Raw genomic sequence first — 16,100 nt, forward strand, 5'->3', positions numbered from 1 at the left:
AAAAATTAATGCAAAAACAGGCACGATGACTGCTCATTATCTGTGCTCACATCAGTAAAATTAACAGAGTTGGTATTTACCGTTGATGACCGCCTTCCTTTCTAAAAACCTTGTCCTCGCTGTGAAGATGGGATGCTTCAGGTGTCTGGCTGAGTGAGCGACATTGGTAATCCAGGCTTCTTAACTCATTCCGCAACTTCACCACAGCTCTGATTATAAAGTGGCACTAGAACAGCCACTTTTAGGCAGATCAAGCCCGACAGAGGAAAAAACTCTGAATGCCTGTCCTGCAGGCAAAAATAATTTAAATCCGCGGCTCTTCCAGGGTGACAACATCGGGCAGATACATGACTATCTTCCGTCCGTTGTGCGCAATACGCATCATGTTTTCAGTCTCTATTTCCGGCTGACTGCTCTGGAGTCTCACGCACTGACTGCGGTGTTTTCCCCGTCCACATCAGGAATGCGCGGGAAAAGGAGTTGGCATCCTCAAACCCCAGCAGGAATGATATTTCCGCACCTGACATGTTGGTATTCCGGAGATAGTGAACGGCCAGAGATTCCCGGACGCTATCAAGGACCTGTTGAAAAGACGTTCCTTCATCCTGCAGCCTGCGTTGCAGTGTGCGCGTGCTGACCGCCAGTTTCTGGCTAACGGAGTGCATGGACGCCTCCCCTGCGGGTAGCATTTCCAGCAAAATGGAGTGCACTCTTTCTGACGTGCTGGCCATCTTGTCCAGATCAGCCAGCCTCTGGCGCAGGGAGGGCTCAAAAAACTGCCACATCTTGTGATTTTCTGTCAGGAAGGGGCGCTGCATGTCTTCATTCAGGAAAACAATTGTCGTTATTTCACTGGCTGTAACCGGCGTACCAAAAAATTGCCCGTAGGCCGGATCATCGATATTTATTTTATCCGACGTCCACGGCAGGCTGACGCTGACAGGCATCACGTGCGTGCGCGTCGCCAGACGTATCAGCTGGGTAAAAAAGACCAGTTTAAAAATCAGGAAAACTTCCGGTGGTCGTCGGGTTTTATCGATGAAGTCCAGAATGACTGAAGTCTGGGTAGCATGCTGTTCTGCCCTGATTATCATGGGGGCTATCAGACGCACGTACTTAGCCATCCTTTCCAGGGCACCGATCATGTTCGCGCTGCACAGCGAGGCAAACAGCTCCGGATCAAACCAGTCGGATGACATTACCTTTGCAATCTGCAGTGCTACAGGCACGTCCGGACACCGGGAGAGGCCCTCGGCCTCAATGGCTTTCCACAGCTTAAAGAAATCCTCAGGATTCAGACGAACGTTTTGGCGTGCAAAGAGATCGCCTGGCAGCTGTGCGCGGCGCAGTACGGGAGAGGCCTGCACTCCCGCATCCTGCATAAGAAGGCGCCAGCCCGGCCAGATGGAATAGTCCTGCACGTTAATATTTCGTTGTTTAGGCAAATCAGTGTTCTCACTATTCATGTACACAGTCTAGGGTGCCGATCATGCCACCTCAATAGCGAAATGCGCCAGTTTAACTTTATCAATATTGGCGCATTTCGCTTTCAACATGGCGTGTTTCGCTAGTGTGCCATCGAGATGCCCGGTGCAGAATGGTTCTCAGACACCAGAAATTACACCAGGGTAAACACAATGAAAAAAACGATTCTGATTACCGGTGCCTCATCAGGTTTTGGCCTGATGCTGGCGAACAAACTTCACCGGGAGGGGTTCACCGTCATTGGCACCAGCCGCAGTCCGGAAAAGTATTTGGAAAAGGTGCCCTTTAAGCTTCTGCGCCTCGACCTTGATGATGAGAACTCTGTTGAATCGTTCACCCGCGAACTTTTTGCATACACGAAGCAACTGGATGTGCTCATCAATAACGCAGGCTTTATGGTAACCGGCATTGCCGAAGAGACCCCGGTCGAGGTGGGGCGCAGACAGTTTGAAACGAATTTCTGGGGTACCGTCCGGGTAACTAACGCCCTGCTGCCAAACTTCCGCCGGCAGAAACGCGGACAGATTATCACCGTCAGTTCGATTGTTGGCCTGATCGGGCCCCCAAACCTTTCCTATTACACGGCTTCAAAACACGCGGTTGAGGGCTACTTCAAGTCCCTGCGTTTTGAGCTCGACCAGTTCAATATTAAGGTCAACATGGTTGAACCTGTTTGGTTCAAAACAAACCTTAGTGAGAATGCCGTGTCACCAGATGGTCATCATATCCCCGATTATGACGCGTATCGCACCCGGGTCCGGGCCGCTACGCAGAAAGGCATCGATGAAGCAGAATCGCCCGATGCGGTGGTGTCGACCATTATGCGCCTTATCCAGACGAAGGAGCCAAAGTTTAGTAATCCGGTGGGCAAAATGGCCGGGATGATCCTCTTCCTGCAGAGCTATGCGCCAAAAATGTTTGAAGGTTCAATTCTCAAAAGCGTAAAGACTGCAAAGTGAAAACAACCCGGTCTCATTCTGACTGAATAAATGCCCTATTTTCTCTCACAGAGGAGCACACCATGGCCCGACCTGATATCAGCCCCGATGAAGGCACTATAACCGGCAAGCCGCATGAAGCCGCTCTGGCGGGGCTCAAAGAATGGCACCGCATTGCTGAACACCGCGACTGAAAAGCCTCCCAGGACTGCTGGCAAAGAATGTCGTATTCGGTAATCCGGCCTCTGCTGATATCTACCGTGGCAGTCAGCCCATGGTCGCGATACTCGAAGCCGTTTTCAGCGTAATGCAGGACTTCACTTACCTGCGTCACTTCAGCAGCAACGCTGGCTTTGTCCTGGAGTTCAGTGCGCAAGTAGACGAGGAGCACCTATTTGGTGTTGACCTGATTGAGTTCGATCAGAGCGGGAAAATTACCGATTTCATGGTCATGATGCGTCCGGCTGATGTGGTACACAATCTATCTGCAAAAGCGGCTCAGCATCTTGCCATCGCACACCTGCCCTGAGAATTAAAAAAGCGAGCGATTATCACTTTTAAGACCCTTTCTGGAGATGAAATGAAAACATTCCTGTGTAAATGGATCCCACCGCGCCCGGACTTTCTGGCAACGATGTCGGATGACGAAAAAAGGTGGATGGGGCAGCATGGCGCCTTCCAGAATGACCTTCTCGATGAGGGCGTCATCATCGCGCACGGACCGGTCATTGACGACAACGGCGGATATGGAGTGTCAATTTACAGAATTGCGGATCAGGAAGATATTGCTGATTTCACCTCGCAGGATCCCATTGTCAAAAATGGTGTGGGACATTACGAGCATTTCACCATGCTTCACGTAACGTCAAAATTTTGATTTAAAGTCTATCTCATGAGGAATCAGCATTGAAAATCCAAAATTCCGTTGCTCTGGTGACCGGCTCAAACAGAGGACTGGGGGCTGCATTTGTGCGCGCTTTACTCGCGGCCAGCGCGAGTAAGGTCTACGCTGCCGCGCGTGATTGCAAAAGCATTACCGAACCCGGTGTTGTGCCGGTCAGCCTGGATGTCACACGCCCGGAACAAATCAGCGCGCTGGCGCAGGAGCTAGGTGACGTAAACCTGCTGATTAACAATGCTGGGATTGGAGGGGCGGGTTCCGTTCTTTCCCCTGACTCACTGACGTTACTTCACAATCAGTTCGAAACCAATGCGGTCGGTCCACTCCGCATGGCTCAGGCCTTTGCTCCGCTTCTGGCCAGGCACGACAGTAGCGCGATCATCAACGTTATTTCAGCTTTAAGCTGGGCAACATTGCCCGGTATTACGGGTACCTACAGTGCTTCCAAGGCCGCTGCATGGGCACTGAGTAATGCAATGCGACAGGAACTGAAAGCGCAGGGAACGGACGTCCTTTCGCTGCACGTTGCTTTCATAGATACGGATATGGCGCGTGGCGTTCCCGGTGAGAAAGCGTCTCCTGATGAGATTGCCCGCATGACCCTGTCCGCGCTGGAAGCCGGAGAATCAGAGCTTCTGGCAGACAAAGTGACGGAAAGCGTGCACGCCGGGCTGACATCTCACCCGCCTATGTATCTTGGCATGATGGGTTAACCTCATATTTTCAGGCGTTCTGCCAGCGGAACGTAACCATACAGAACGGAAACCGGGAAGTTCAGAGAGCGGAATATTTCTGTGCTTTCCTTTCAGAGGAAATGCTTTGCAGCTTCTGAAAATGCAGATGGACGTTTATGGTGCTTTTCTTCCAGGCACCGCCTTCGCCCGGCGGGATGAGCATGACATCTTTATTGCTTCATCGGGGTGGGATCGCTTTTCCGAGAAGACATTGGTGACTGGGTTCTACAACATTCCTGTCAGTCGTGAGTGTGGCAGACCGATAAAGCCTGCAGCCGGTGAGGCATGACCCGGCAGGTTTAAAGCGAATTTTCCGGATACTGCATAATCCTGCAGCAGTGACAACCGGGTACAGGAAGCATCAATGGAGACAGACCCTGAATATGATTGAATCGATCGAATCAGCAGGCGCTGCCTGGATAAATCAGCCGCGCATCAGCTGCCTAGCGGAAGGACGACTGCAACTGACCACTGAACCTCATACTGACTTCTGGGAGCAGACATACTATGGGTTTCGCCGTCATACCGGGCATGCTTTTGGGTACAGTATTGACGGTGACTTTACGTTGCAGGTGAAAGTGCAGGCTGACTTCAGGCATCTGTACGATCAGGCTGGAATATTTCTGAAAGATGACGATCAGAATTGGGTTAAAGCCGGCATAGAGTTTAATGACAGTCAGCCCGCCATCGGCTGCGTGGTGACAAGAACATTGTCAGACTGGTCAACGGGAATATTTCCAGGTACTCCAGAAATTTTCTGGATGCGGGCCACGCTGCACAACAAGTCGCTGAGAATACAGTATTCTGCCGACGGGCTGACCTGGCCTTTGCTCAGGCTCTGTCACTGGCCGGGGACAGAAAGGCGGTTTGTGGGAGTGATGGCCTGCACGCCTGAAAGAGAGGGGCTTGAGGTTGAATTCAGTGAATTTTCGATACGTTCTCCCCTCGGCAGAGCGCTGCACGATCTTACGTAAGCCCGGCGAATGCGAAGCTGTGTCATGCGTATGTCTGCACTCTTACAGCCGCTGAGGCAGATTGGAACTAACTGCTCATGTATGGACAATCAGCTGAAACTACAAAATCTTTTAGTGAATGAAGTCAAAAATGCATCTTCTGTGTTCTGTATATAAAAAGTTTGATCAACCCGATACCGGTAAGCTGCTGTTAAGAATAATGCTGGGTGGAATTTTAATTTTTCATGGTGCCCACAAACTGATTTACGGTATTGATGAGGTCCGTGAGATGCTGGCGGCATCCGGCCTGCCTGCATTCTTAGGCTACGGTGTTTATGCCGGCGAACTGGTTGCCCCAGTGCTGCTCCTGGCTGGGATTCTGACGAGGGCGGCTGCACTTTTCATAATGATTAACATGGTTTTTGCGTGGTACCTGGGGGATGCCCCTGAGACCCTGCATCTTGACGCTCAGGGCGGATTGATGATTGAAGGTCTCCTGTTTTACTTTTTCTCAGCCATTGCTGTCATATTTCTGGGGGCAGGAAAATATGCCGTTATAAAGAACAGTTAATCATTTATAATCAGTATTAGAGAAAAAACGCCACATGCAGTATAGCTGGCAGTGATCGCAGTAAATTTTTAGACGGCAGGTTTTTTTAAAAAACCTGTCGCCTTATCCGAGTCAATCATGCAGCAATCCTCTTCGGTCACTGTCTGCATTCATAGCGTCGCGTTAACGTTTTATGCCCTCGGGATTTTCCCCGAATTTGATTCATCGTCAGTGGAGTTTTTCTTCTTGCTTTTACAGCGTTCAAAATCGCGAGTTAGAAAATATCATTCTGACATTAAGCTTATGTCCGCTTTTCGCTGTGAGTTCAACTGATGGATGCAACACATTGGTTAAAACGCTCTGCGGGTGATTCATAGTCTAACGTTTTTCTCGGTCTTTCGTTGAGCTGTCTGGCAACGCTGTTTAGTCTTTCTTGGCTGTGAACCGATAAGTCAGTTCCTTTTGGAAAATACTGCCTAAGCAATCTGTTTGTATTTTCATTGGAGCCGCGTTGCCAGGGGGATTGAGGATCGCAGAAGTAAACTTGGATATCTGTGGCTACAGTAAACCGGGTGTGGCTGGTCATTTCAGCGCCCCGGTCCCATGTTAATGTTTTATATAGCTCTGCAGGTAATTCCCGGGCTTGTTTGATGAGTGCAGATATAACCGTTATGGTCTTGTTGTCCCTGATCCTGGCCAGCATAACAAAACGGGAATGACGTTCTACGAGGGTGACGATATAGGAGTTTTTAGAGCCCTGGATCAGGTCACCTTCCCAGTGACCTGGTATGGCTCTGTCAGCGGCTTCAGGTGGTCTTTCGCTGATAGAGATTGTATTCGGGATTGACCCTAATCCCTTCCCTTTAAGCGATGATGTTCTGGATCTACGCACGACTCTTCCGCTTCTGAGGCATTGCTGCAGTTCTTTTTTTAATGCACCCCGGGTTTGTATAAAAAGCGTTTTATATATCGTTTCGTGTGACACATGCATTTCCTGATTATCCGGATAACAGCGTTTCAGCCAACCGGCGATTTGTTCCGGCGACCAGTCCTGATGCATCTTCTCTGCGATGATTTTACACAGTGTGGGTCTTTCAATTAGCTTGCAAGGTTTTGGTCTCAGAGCATTTTCCCAGGCAGCAGTATCCGCTTTTGATGCACGGTATTGTTTTGCACCACCGTGCCTCTTGATCTCCCGGCTAATCGTTGAGGGGGCTCTCGATAGTTTGTTAGCGATCGCCCTGATGCTGATTTTTGCTACCAGCGCTCTGGAGATTTCCTCTCTTTCATCAAGTGAAAGCGCTAACGGATGCCGCTTTCGGACAGGGGGGCGGTATCCACCAGTCTGGTGGATAGTGGGCATAATAGAAGAATGATATCTGTCGAACATTCTGGCGATATCATGCAGGGAATCACCTTGCTTATATCTGTCCCAGATAATCGCCTTCTGCTCTGGCGTGTAGTTAATCCGAGTTCTTCGTTTCATGGCAACGCCCCCCTTGATTAAGGATAGCGTTGCATCGACCCATTGAACTCACAGCTCATAGCGGACCTGGCATGCGCTTCTGCTTCGTGCCAGAAGCGGACTTCGCACTTTAAAGATGATTACAGCGGCGCCTTAGACGCCGCCGAAGGATATTAACGCGTGAGGAAAAGAGCCGAGGTCCAGATACGCGACTGGTCTTTCTGTCTCGCACTAATGAACAGAGCATGCTCTGATTTTGCAGGCAGATTGAGTTCTGAAAGCAGTACATCACCCCGGAGGTCACGCGGCAGCGGCTGTTCTGTCACCAGTTCGATCTCGACCTGCAGCTCAGTACCCGCCAGCGTAAAAGTCTCTTTACCTGATAACAGAAGGGCTTTGCCATCAATCTCAGCGTCAAAAACGGGTGCCCATGAATGAGGTTGAGCCGTAAGCGGATCGCCCACTTTGATGTAGCTGCTTATCTCCAAATGTACACGTACCTTTGCCCCGTGCAGCCCACCCGTGCTGACTGTTACCGCGTCACTGTCTCCATTGGTGTCTGTCCGCAAGCCAATCTGCGTATGGCTCTCTCGCCAAACGGTCTGTTCAGGATGGTCAGCGCCGGTCAGGGAAAAGCCACTGATGGGCGTCCCGGTGACGTCAATATGCCCTGTCCAGCACGCACCGCGATAACGGTCTTTAATACGTGCGCCACTCAGGCGAACACGGAACTGTCGCTGAGAACGGCCCAGTTCCGCGTGCAAATCCCGGTGCCACACCTCTTTTTCACCGTCATAAAGCGTTATAGCTTCCCAGCCGGCATCGCCTAACAGGCGATAGCTCAGCGCATCAACTGAACTGTATGCAGCCACGTCACCCATCAGCGCATTGCCGGCCCGCAGTTCGGCATAGCTGCGTTCACCCGTGGTGGCAAACGTGTGGCGGGCACGCAGCGCGGTCGCCACGCCCTTACGGTCAAAACGTTCGGCCAGTACGCCGGTCAGTCCACCACGTGAACCGAATACCGCCGTGGCGGGCACTCCTCCGCCGCAGCGTCCCTGGTGCTCATCACTGTTAGCCGTCGCGCCCAACCGGTAACCGCGCTCCAGCGCTTCAGCGTAGACCCAGTGGAACTGTCCCCATGCAGAGCCGACTTCAATGAGTCTCTCCAGTTCAGGATGGTGCCAATCGAGGTTGCAGCGCCGCCCGCCGACGTGCGGGATAAGCAGGTGTTTGTGCGGCTCGCGCGCGTAGGCGGCATAAAGCTCGTCCAGCGGCCACGCCCCCGGTTTAATGGTGCCGGCGGTAAACTCGTTCCACTCAAAAGATCGCACCAGCCGGCCCTGATTATCAAACGGGAACTGGGGTTCATCATCTTCAAGAAACACCACGTTGTGATCGCCACCGGCACAGGTATTGCCGCACCACTCGGTACCGGAATAGCAGACAAAGCTCTCTGGCTGGTTCAGCTCATTAATCAGTTTTACCGCCTGTTTCCAGCGCGCTTCTGTAACGTTGAAGTCGTTTGCGGTATACCCCAGAATATCGAGACCGGCTACATCACGTCCGTAACTCAGGTTATACAGCGTGTCATTGGTGCCAACGGTGTCATCAGAATGCACATGGAGATCGGCATACAGCGGGCGCAGGCCCGTCGCAGTCTCTTCGGCCGTGACCCACGCTTTACCCTCGAGCGGCGGGAGTGCATCCAGCGTCGCGCTGATAGACCACTCTCCAGCAGAAAGCTGCAAATCACTAATGCGCGCAATCGCCCAGCCCAGCCCGGCCAGCCGGAAGTCATGGTGCTGCGTTTCCCCTTCTGAGGAGGTCAGTGCCAGCCGTCCCGACAGCGGTAGTTCTCGGCAGGTATTACCCCAACTGTCATCCAGCCGGATGATGGCGGAGAACGGTGTATGAGGCGCCAGTAGCCGGGGGGCAATGACGGAAAGGGACGCCGGGGCACCGGCTACGATATCCAGCAGCGTGTCCCCCGGCACTTCAGCAAATTTTGAGCTGCCCAGCGGGTCGACAAACAGACGGAAACGGAAATCTTTCTCGACAAAACTCTGTACGCGGGTCCCGCCTCCGCCCCGACGGCGATCGCCGAGACGGATAATGATTTTATCTCCAGGGTTAATGTAGCCATCGACGATATCAATCAGAATCGCCTTCTGGAACGGTCGCTCATGCCCTTTCTGGTCGAAGCGCACTTTCAGGTGCTGCACAGTGGCAGGGCTCTGCCCCGGCAACAGGGGGCCTGCCTGATACTCGGCGCTGATATAGTTCGCAGCAGCGGGGTTGCTGGTCTGAAAGAGCGCCCAGTCCGAGTAAAATTTAAAGGCAAGCTTCAGCCATGCGCCATCAGCGAGGCCGCTGGCACCCACGGTATACTCCAGCTGGATCTCTTCCCAGGCACCTGCCGTTAGCTGACAGTGTGAACTGGTGACGCTGCCCAGAAACGGGCGCGCTTTATTCTGCTCATACAGGCCTTTTGGCGCGATGTAATCGCCTGCATCACGAATATCAAACTGACTCACATTAACCTCACACAATTATTGGGCACGCCAGCGCTGGTAGCGCTGCTCGATGCGACGAAACACAAGATTTTCCATCAGCCAGGCAATGAGCCCGATCAGGCAGATTCCCAACAGCACCTGGCTGCTGTTACCCGTCTGGCCGCCCATCGCCACCATCCAGCCAATGCCCTGAGAGGCTCCCAGCATTTCAGCCGCCACCAGTGCGCGCCACGCCTGGCTGAATCCAATACGCAGCGCGGCAGTGATAAACGGTAATGAGCTCGGCAGATAGATATAAAGCAGTAACTGAGCCGGGCGGGCACCCAGCGAGCGCGCCGCGCGCACTTCCCCGCCGCGAATGCCCTGGATCCCCTCCTGAATGGTCAGACACATCGGGAAAAGCGCGGCGATAACAATCACCACCACGATAGAGACGATGCCCAGACCAAAAATAAGCAGCATAAGCGGTGCCCACGCAATGGGGGGGATGGCCATAAACAGGCTGTTCAGCGGCGAGAGAAAATCCCTGAACCGATCGGACAGCCCTGCGCTGACGCCCAGGATCAGCGCCAGCATTACGGCGATAACGAACCCGGCGAACTCCTCCAGCAGGCTCGACCCAAGCTGAGCCCATATGGATCCGTCACTGAACCAGCGCACGGCTTCATGCCACACATCCCAAGGTTGCGGCAGCACGTAAGAAGGATAGTGGCTGGCGACAATCATCCAGACAACCAGCAGAGCGGGCAGCGACGCCCAACCCCAGTTTGGCGTTAACTTCACTGCGTGATCCCTGCTTTTTTCAGCCACTGCGTATCAACAAATTCATTCAGCGCAGGGGCTTTCTGCATGTAGCCGAGCGACCGGGAATCCTTCATCAGCTGTTCAAAGAACGCCCCATCCTTCTGCGTCAGTGACACTGACCACTGAATGCGTTTACGCGCCTCTTCTACCACTGCATCCGGCGGCAGCGTTTTGCCGTCTGCGGTTTTGATGGACTGCAGCTTAAACGCGTCGGCCATAATCCGATCCGCTTCTGTCGGGTGCTGGTTGATGAAATCCACCGCCTTCTGATGGGCGCGGATGATTTTCACCGCGTCGTCCGGACGGTCCTTTAAGGTCTCCGGGAGTGCCATCAGCACATACCACGGATAACCCGGCTGAACCTTATTCACGTCGAGCAGCACTTTTGCATCACCGCGCAGCAGCACTTCGCTGACAAAAGGCTCCCAGGTAAAGGCAGCATCCACCACACCCTGCTGCAATGCAGCAGGCATGTTGCCGGGTGGCATACTCAGCACCTGCACGTCTTTATCCGCGATTAACCCGGCATGCTGCTGCAGCACGACTCCGCGCAGCAGAACGTCCATCCCGCTGCCTTTTTTCACCCCTGCGATACGTTTGCCTTTCAGGTCAGCCAGGGTTGAAATGCCACTTTTTGCCGGAACGATCAGCGCGGCCTGCCCGCTGTTCACTTTGGCAATGATTTGTCCCTTCAGCCCGCGAGAGAACCATTGAAAAACCGGCGTCGCACCGATGTAAGCTGCATCCAGCTCGTGCGCGGCCAGCGCCTGACTGATAACCGGCCCGTCGCCAAAGGACTTCAGCTCGACGTTCAACCCTTCCTGTTTATAAAAACCTTCTTTTTCTGCAATCAACGCCGGTGCGTTTGCCAGCGCATAAACCCAGCCAATGCGCAGCGGCTGTGAGTCCGCTGCGTCAGCCGCGTTAAATAAAACCCCTGATATCAGCACAGCAAGAAATAATTTACCCATTTGACGATCCGTTTTATTAGAGTGAGTGACTGTGGGACTGCTGCATCACGTCTGTAATACGCTTCAGTAATTCATTGCGATACGCAGCAAAAGCCGGAAGCTGCCGCGTCTCCAGATTGCTGCGCGGACGCGGCAGAGAAATGGTGAGTTCGCTGTGCACCCCGCCCGGAGCACGATTCAGGACGATGACGCGATCGGCCAGGAAGACGGCTTCTTCAATGTCGTGCGTGATAAATACGGTGGTCTGGCCGATGGCAGACCAGAGGCGCAACGTCTCTTCGTTCATATCACCGCGGGTGATGGCATCAAGGGCAGCGAACGGCTCATCCATCAGCAATACGTCAGGATCCAGTGCCATCGCACGCGCCAGCGACACGCGCTGCTGCATTCCCCCGGACATCTGATGCGGAAACTGATGGGCGGCATGCGCCAGCCCCACCCGCTGCAGATAAGACAGCGCGCGATCGCGCTGGGAAGCAACGTCCTCGCGTTTCTGCATGCGCAGGCCGAACCGGACGTTCTCCAGCGCGCTCAGCCAGCCAAAGAGTTGCGGCTGCTGAAACACGTAACCCAGCTGGTTGTTCTCGGGCGTGGTCCGCTGCCCGTTAATTTTAACGGCCCCCTCTTCCGGCTCAGTGAATCCCGCCAGCAGGTTAAGCAGAGTGCTCTTGCCGCAGCCGGAAGGCCCCAGCAGCACGACAAATTCGCCATGCCGTGCATGGAAACTGAAATTGCGGAACACTGGTGCGCTCCCGGGGTAACGAAAAGTGATATTGTCTACCGCCAGGGCGGATGACGCAGAAGTTGTCATGCTGGACATCACGTGTAAGTCAATTAAGATGTGGTTATAATACGTATTAATACAAGCTGGTCTAAGATCGCTTCTGACTAAACTAGATCCGAACGGAATACGAGAGACGGAACCTGAATGACACTGGTGCGTGAAAACATGACATCGCTGTACCGGCAGATTGCCGATACGCTACAGCAGGAAATTGCAGCCGGCCACTATCAGCCAAGCGGCAAGCTGCCCTCTGAATCTGCGCTGGAAGAACGTTTTTCTGTCAGCAGGGTCACGGTCCGGCTTGCGCTTAAGTCTCTCACTGAGCAGGGTATTGTTGAGCGGAAACAGGGGAAAGGCACTTACGTGTCAGGTAAAAAAGTAGCGCACGGTATCAACGTTATGCGCAGCTTTCATGAGTCTCTTAAGCAGCAGGGGCTGAACGCGAGTATGCGTCTGCTGGCTAAAGAGCAGATTCCTACTCCCGAGCCGTTCCTCACCCTGTTTGAAATGGCCCGGTCTCTGACCTTTATTTCACGGTTGCACCTGGTGGATAACGAGCCGATTGCCTTGGGTTACAGCCATTTTCTTGCTTTCCCTCATGCGCTTAGCTGGGAAGAGACAGAGCAGGAACCCACCTGGGTTTTGCTGGAAAAAGCCACCCAGAATGCGATAAGCCGTTCTGATATCGCCATCCGGCTGGACTTTGCTGATAAGGCACTTGCCGAAGTACTGGGCATCGCTAAAAACTCGCCGCTCTTCCTTCTTGAGAGGACATCCTGGTTTGAAAACGGTCAGTGTGCGGAAAACTCTCGCTTCTTCATTCGCCCTGAACGTTACGAATTTACATTGAGCAATGGATGAAAATTTGCAGGCCTGTACGGTAACCGCCGGAATCTCTACCAGAACACGTAAAGTTAAAATCCTATGTCGGCGCCATTGTAAATACGTGACCGGGGCCAAATATGGTCTGCTGTTCGCTCACAGCCGCCTGTCATGTCTGCTTAACAAATGGCCTTAACGTAGGATATTTTCCGTTTTCCAAGCGGACCCCGCCAAGAGCGGACGTCAGTATCAGGCACCGGAAAAGGACATTCCGGCGCTTTAAGTAAGAGGCCAAAAGTTTGAGTAAGGCATACATGTCTTTAACTGAGACAATGGAAAGCGTCTTTTGAAAAACTTTCCGTTATCTACCCAACCACATAAAGCCATGCCATTTTCACATTCGAGCACAACCATTGTATTTCTTCTTTTTCGACGCCGAACAATTGTGCCCACTTCCATCATGTTGATGCCTGTCTGGAGAGGCCTTTCCCATCTTCATGTCTTTTTAAGAGCACCGATCTGACAATAAATTCGTTACACCTTTTGAGTTCGTCAATTTCGGGCTGAATTTTCCCGTAAACTCGCATCCCTTCCAGCATCATAAAAATGCTTATTGCCATTGTTCGTGGTCTTTCATCGCACCGAAAGAGCTGCTGCGACTGACCTCTGCATAATATTTTTTCCAACTGATTGATTATTGAATTGAATTTATGATGAACCTTACTTTTTATCTCTGCATCACCCGGTAGAAGTTCACTGGCCGCGGCAATCGTAAAACAACCTTTTTCTCCATCAGGAGAAGATGATAAAAGCGCTACAAATTCTAACGTTTCACGCAATGCCTTTTCTGGAGATAACTCCGCATCGCGTTCTGCTGCTCTGGAAATACCTTCATCCATGTATTGCTGTAAGGCCGCCAGATAGATTGCGCGTTTATCAGGGTAAAGATTATAGATACTGGCGCTTGCAAGACCAGAGGCTTTCATAAGATCTGACATCGATGTTGCCCGGTATCCTTTTTGCCAGAAGCATTCCAGCGCGGTATTGAGAAATGTTTCAGGGTCGAATTCTCGGGGTCTGCCAACAGATGCTTTCATTTAATCCTCCAGAAGTGAGAACTGATTGTAGATCGATCAATCTACAATTAAAAGCACCTTCTCAGATTTAACTAGCAAACTTGTCCAAGCTGCAAAGATGGATGAGAATATGTCTGCTGATCGCTCACAGCAGACCTTGCTACGCGCGCATGTCCGCTCTGTGCCAAAAGCGGACATTACATAGCATCCGTTATTTCCAGAGCATCAGGCATATTTACTAACTGGATAAGCTCTGGCTTGCGTAAAATACGCACATAGTTCAGAATGAATGATCGTTCATTCACTGTTGTTTTTATAGCTATCTGAACGGGCAGCCTGATTCCTTCAGGATAGAAGCCGCTGTGCAAGGTAATGCTTAAAGACAATGAAACTAGGCAGGTAATGTATGGCTAAAACTACTCTTCGACTTTCTTTTCCACAGTGGCAGGGCGGAAACAATCCCCCCTATCATCTTGGTTCCCTTCTTCTCTCTTTCCTTGCTCCTGAAGCGAAAGGGCCTGTAGAGGAAGTCCCTGTTGCCGAACCCGGCATTCATGCGCTGACCGAAGTAGACGGCATTACCGGCAAGCCTCAGATCATCGGACAGCTAAATGATGCTGCCGTACTGATAGAAAAACATGATCCTGATGCCCTTGTCGTTTTGGGGGGCGACTGTCTGGTATCTCTTGCACCATTTGCACATCTGCTCAAAAAATACGGTGACAAGCTGGGCGTGCTCTGGATCGATTCTCACCCTGATGTTCAGACAGCTGAACAGTATCCGAATGCCCATGCCCACGTGCTGGGCGCGCTTATAGGCACCGGTGACAAGGATTTAGTGTCTCACGTCACGCGCAAGCTTTCTCCTTCAAAAATCATGATAGCCGGTATTCATGACCCGCTGGCTTATGAAAGCGATTATCTGTCCAGTCACAATATTGCGACATCAGCCCCTGAACAGGTTAAAGCCGGCGCGCACGACGTGCTGGAGTGGATCGCCCGTGAAAAAATTGAGTATCTGGCCATTCACCTCGATCTTGACGTGCTGGACCCGTCCCTGTTTCGCTCAGTCCTGTTTGCCCGCCCTGGCCGGGGAGAGCATGACTTTGGGGATGTGGCCGAAGGCAAACTGACCATTGAAGATGTGCTTCAGCTGATCAATCAGGCAACTTCCGCGGCGGAACCCGTTGGGCTGACACTGGCGGAACATATGCCGTGGGATATGGTAAACCTCAAAAATATGCTCAGCGAATTGCCCCTGCTGAAATAACCTGAACGGAAGGGACCTGCAAACGGTCCCTTCATTCTGCGTCATTCTCCTCTGAGCCCCGGTTAAAACGCCGAACCATCCGGCAACTAATATACAGTAGCGAAAATCCGGGCAGGGAAGCTTGCCATTGGCATACGCGGCGGAACGGCGGTCAGATAAGCATCCTTGCCCTTAACCGCACCTATGTTCGTCATATCTTCTGCAATAATGATGTTGTTCCTGAGCAGAATATCATGTACCGGCGTGGTTTCAGTATGGTCATAGTCATCTATCAGCACTGCGTCTATGCCAACCAGGACGACACCGTGTCTTACCAGCCATTCAGCGGCCTGCGTTGAGACATAGGGCGAATTTTTGCTGTAAGCTTGCTTGCCAAAATACCTGTCCTGCCCGGTATGCAGGAGGACGGCTTTTCCATTTACCTCTTTACCCTGAAAGTCCGCTACCTCATACGCACGCCGGCCTGCCGCCTTTTCCACCACAATAACCGGCAGGTTCACCAGCTTGCTGAGGGGGTAGTCCGCTATTTTTCCACCCTTGTCACTCATATGAAAGGGCGCATCAATGTATGTGCCGGAAATGCCGAGAAGCTTAATGCCGTCAATGATCGATCCGCTCGGGTTCCGGCCCCCTTTCGTATACAGCTCTACCTCGCTCAGCCCGGGATAGGTTTCCATGTTTTCTTGGATGGGATGATTCAGCTCTACGTACTCCTTTACCGCAGGCAGCACCACGGCGTTCGCCGCTGTGGTGGCCAGAGTTGCCAGCGCGCACAGTGTCGTCACACTGAACAGGAACATTCTTTTGCCTTTCTGTTTTGACATCATGACC

The 16,100-nt window shown here is 52.2% G+C and carries 17 protein-coding genes; 9 read left to right on the forward strand and 8 right to left on the reverse strand.

The window, feature by feature from the left end:
* Positions 1-389 precede the first annotated feature (389 nt).
* Complete coding sequence (locus K5Y32_RS22180) at positions 390-1,466, reverse strand: AraC family transcriptional regulator (RefSeq protein ID WP_255602789.1); 1,077 nt, start codon at positions 1,464-1,466, stop codon at positions 390-392.
* A 171-nt stretch (positions 1,467-1,637) separates the two neighbouring features.
* Between K5Y32_RS22180 and K5Y32_RS22185 the strand changes: the two genes are divergently transcribed.
* From K5Y32_RS22185 to K5Y32_RS22215, 7 genes are all read left to right on the forward strand, one after another.
* Complete coding sequence (locus tag K5Y32_RS22185) at positions 1,638-2,444, forward strand: SDR family NAD(P)-dependent oxidoreductase (protein WP_222185844.1); 807 nt, start codon at positions 1,638-1,640, stop codon at positions 2,442-2,444.
* A 253-nt stretch (positions 2,445-2,697) separates the two neighbouring features.
* The gene (locus K5Y32_RS24955) at positions 2,698-2,952 is read left to right on the forward strand and encodes a hypothetical protein (RefSeq protein WP_255602790.1); all 255 of its coding nucleotides are present in this window, start codon (positions 2,698-2,700) and stop codon (positions 2,950-2,952) included.
* 51 nt (positions 2,953-3,003) lie between these two features.
* Positions 3,004-3,300, forward strand: a complete 297-nt coding sequence (locus tag K5Y32_RS22195) for a YciI family protein (RefSeq protein ID WP_222185845.1) — start codon at positions 3,004-3,006, stop codon at positions 3,298-3,300.
* A gap of 29 nt (positions 3,301-3,329) precedes the next feature.
* On the forward strand, positions 3,330-4,037 hold the full coding sequence (locus tag K5Y32_RS22200; protein WP_222185846.1) for an SDR family oxidoreductase: 708 nt from the start codon (positions 3,330-3,332) through the stop codon (positions 4,035-4,037).
* A 106-nt stretch (positions 4,038-4,143) separates the two neighbouring features.
* Positions 4,144-4,347, forward strand: a complete 204-nt coding sequence (locus tag K5Y32_RS22205) for a hypothetical protein (protein WP_222185847.1) — start codon at positions 4,144-4,146, stop codon at positions 4,345-4,347.
* A gap of 88 nt (positions 4,348-4,435) precedes the next feature.
* Positions 4,436-5,032 (forward strand): DUF1349 domain-containing protein, encoded by a 597-nt coding sequence (locus K5Y32_RS22210; RefSeq protein WP_370635134.1) that lies wholly within the window; start codon positions 4,436-4,438, stop codon positions 5,030-5,032.
* A 130-nt stretch (positions 5,033-5,162) separates the two neighbouring features.
* Positions 5,163-5,582, forward strand: coding sequence for a DoxX family protein (locus K5Y32_RS22215; protein ID WP_222185849.1), 420 nt, complete (start codon positions 5,163-5,165; stop codon positions 5,580-5,582).
* A gap of 304 nt (positions 5,583-5,886) precedes the next feature.
* Here K5Y32_RS22215 and K5Y32_RS22220 read toward each other — a convergent pair whose 3' ends face one another.
* The 5 genes from K5Y32_RS22220 to K5Y32_RS22240 form a co-directional block, all read right to left on the reverse strand.
* Positions 5,887-7,047 (reverse strand): IS30 family transposase, encoded by a 1,161-nt coding sequence (locus tag K5Y32_RS22220; RefSeq protein ID WP_110868471.1) that lies wholly within the window; start codon positions 7,045-7,047, stop codon positions 5,887-5,889.
* A gap of 152 nt (positions 7,048-7,199) precedes the next feature.
* Positions 7,200-9,563 (reverse strand): hypothetical protein, encoded by a 2,364-nt coding sequence (locus K5Y32_RS22225; protein ID WP_370635128.1) that lies wholly within the window; start codon positions 9,561-9,563, stop codon positions 7,200-7,202.
* A gap of 15 nt (positions 9,564-9,578) precedes the next feature.
* The gene (locus K5Y32_RS22230) at positions 9,579-10,325 is read right to left on the reverse strand and encodes an ABC transporter permease (protein ID WP_222185851.1); all 747 of its coding nucleotides are present in this window, start codon (positions 10,323-10,325) and stop codon (positions 9,579-9,581) included.
* Positions 10,322-11,317 (reverse strand): ABC transporter substrate-binding protein, encoded by a 996-nt coding sequence (locus K5Y32_RS22235; RefSeq protein WP_222185852.1) that lies wholly within the window; start codon positions 11,315-11,317, stop codon positions 10,322-10,324. Before K5Y32_RS22235 ends, K5Y32_RS22230 begins: the two co-directional genes overlap by 4 nt.
* A gap of 16 nt (positions 11,318-11,333) precedes the next feature.
* Entirely contained in the window at positions 11,334-12,059 is a 726-nt protein-coding gene (locus K5Y32_RS22240) for an ABC transporter ATP-binding protein (RefSeq protein ID WP_370635129.1), read from the reverse strand.
* A 186-nt stretch (positions 12,060-12,245) separates the two neighbouring features.
* On the opposite strand from K5Y32_RS22240, the gene K5Y32_RS22245 reads away from it, so the two are divergent.
* On the forward strand, positions 12,246-12,962 hold the full coding sequence (locus K5Y32_RS22245; RefSeq protein ID WP_222185854.1) for a GntR family transcriptional regulator: 717 nt from the start codon (positions 12,246-12,248) through the stop codon (positions 12,960-12,962).
* Between the two features lie 419 nt (positions 12,963-13,381).
* Here the strand turns inward: K5Y32_RS22245 and K5Y32_RS22250 are convergent, their stop codons facing one another.
* A complete protein-coding gene (locus tag K5Y32_RS22250) occupies positions 13,382-14,020 on the reverse strand; it encodes a TetR/AcrR family transcriptional regulator (protein WP_222185855.1) in 639 nt (212 codons plus the stop codon).
* Between the two features lie 385 nt (positions 14,021-14,405).
* Here K5Y32_RS22250 and K5Y32_RS22255 point away from each other — a divergent pair, with 385 nt between their 5' ends.
* Positions 14,406-15,269, forward strand: a complete 864-nt coding sequence (locus K5Y32_RS22255; protein WP_222185856.1) for an arginase family protein — start codon at positions 14,406-14,408, stop codon at positions 15,267-15,269.
* An 86-nt stretch (positions 15,270-15,355) separates the two neighbouring features.
* On the opposite strand, the gene K5Y32_RS22260 is transcribed toward K5Y32_RS22255, so the two are convergent.
* Positions 15,356-16,096 (reverse strand): cyclase family protein, encoded by a 741-nt coding sequence (locus K5Y32_RS22260; protein ID WP_255602792.1) that lies wholly within the window; start codon positions 16,094-16,096, stop codon positions 15,356-15,358.
* Between the last annotated feature and the right edge of the window lie 4 nt (positions 16,097-16,100).

It is taken from the genome of Pantoea sp. DY-15, assembly GCF_019795935.1.
Taxonomy (GTDB): Bacteria; Pseudomonadota; Gammaproteobacteria; order Enterobacterales; family Enterobacteriaceae; genus Pantoea; species Pantoea leporis.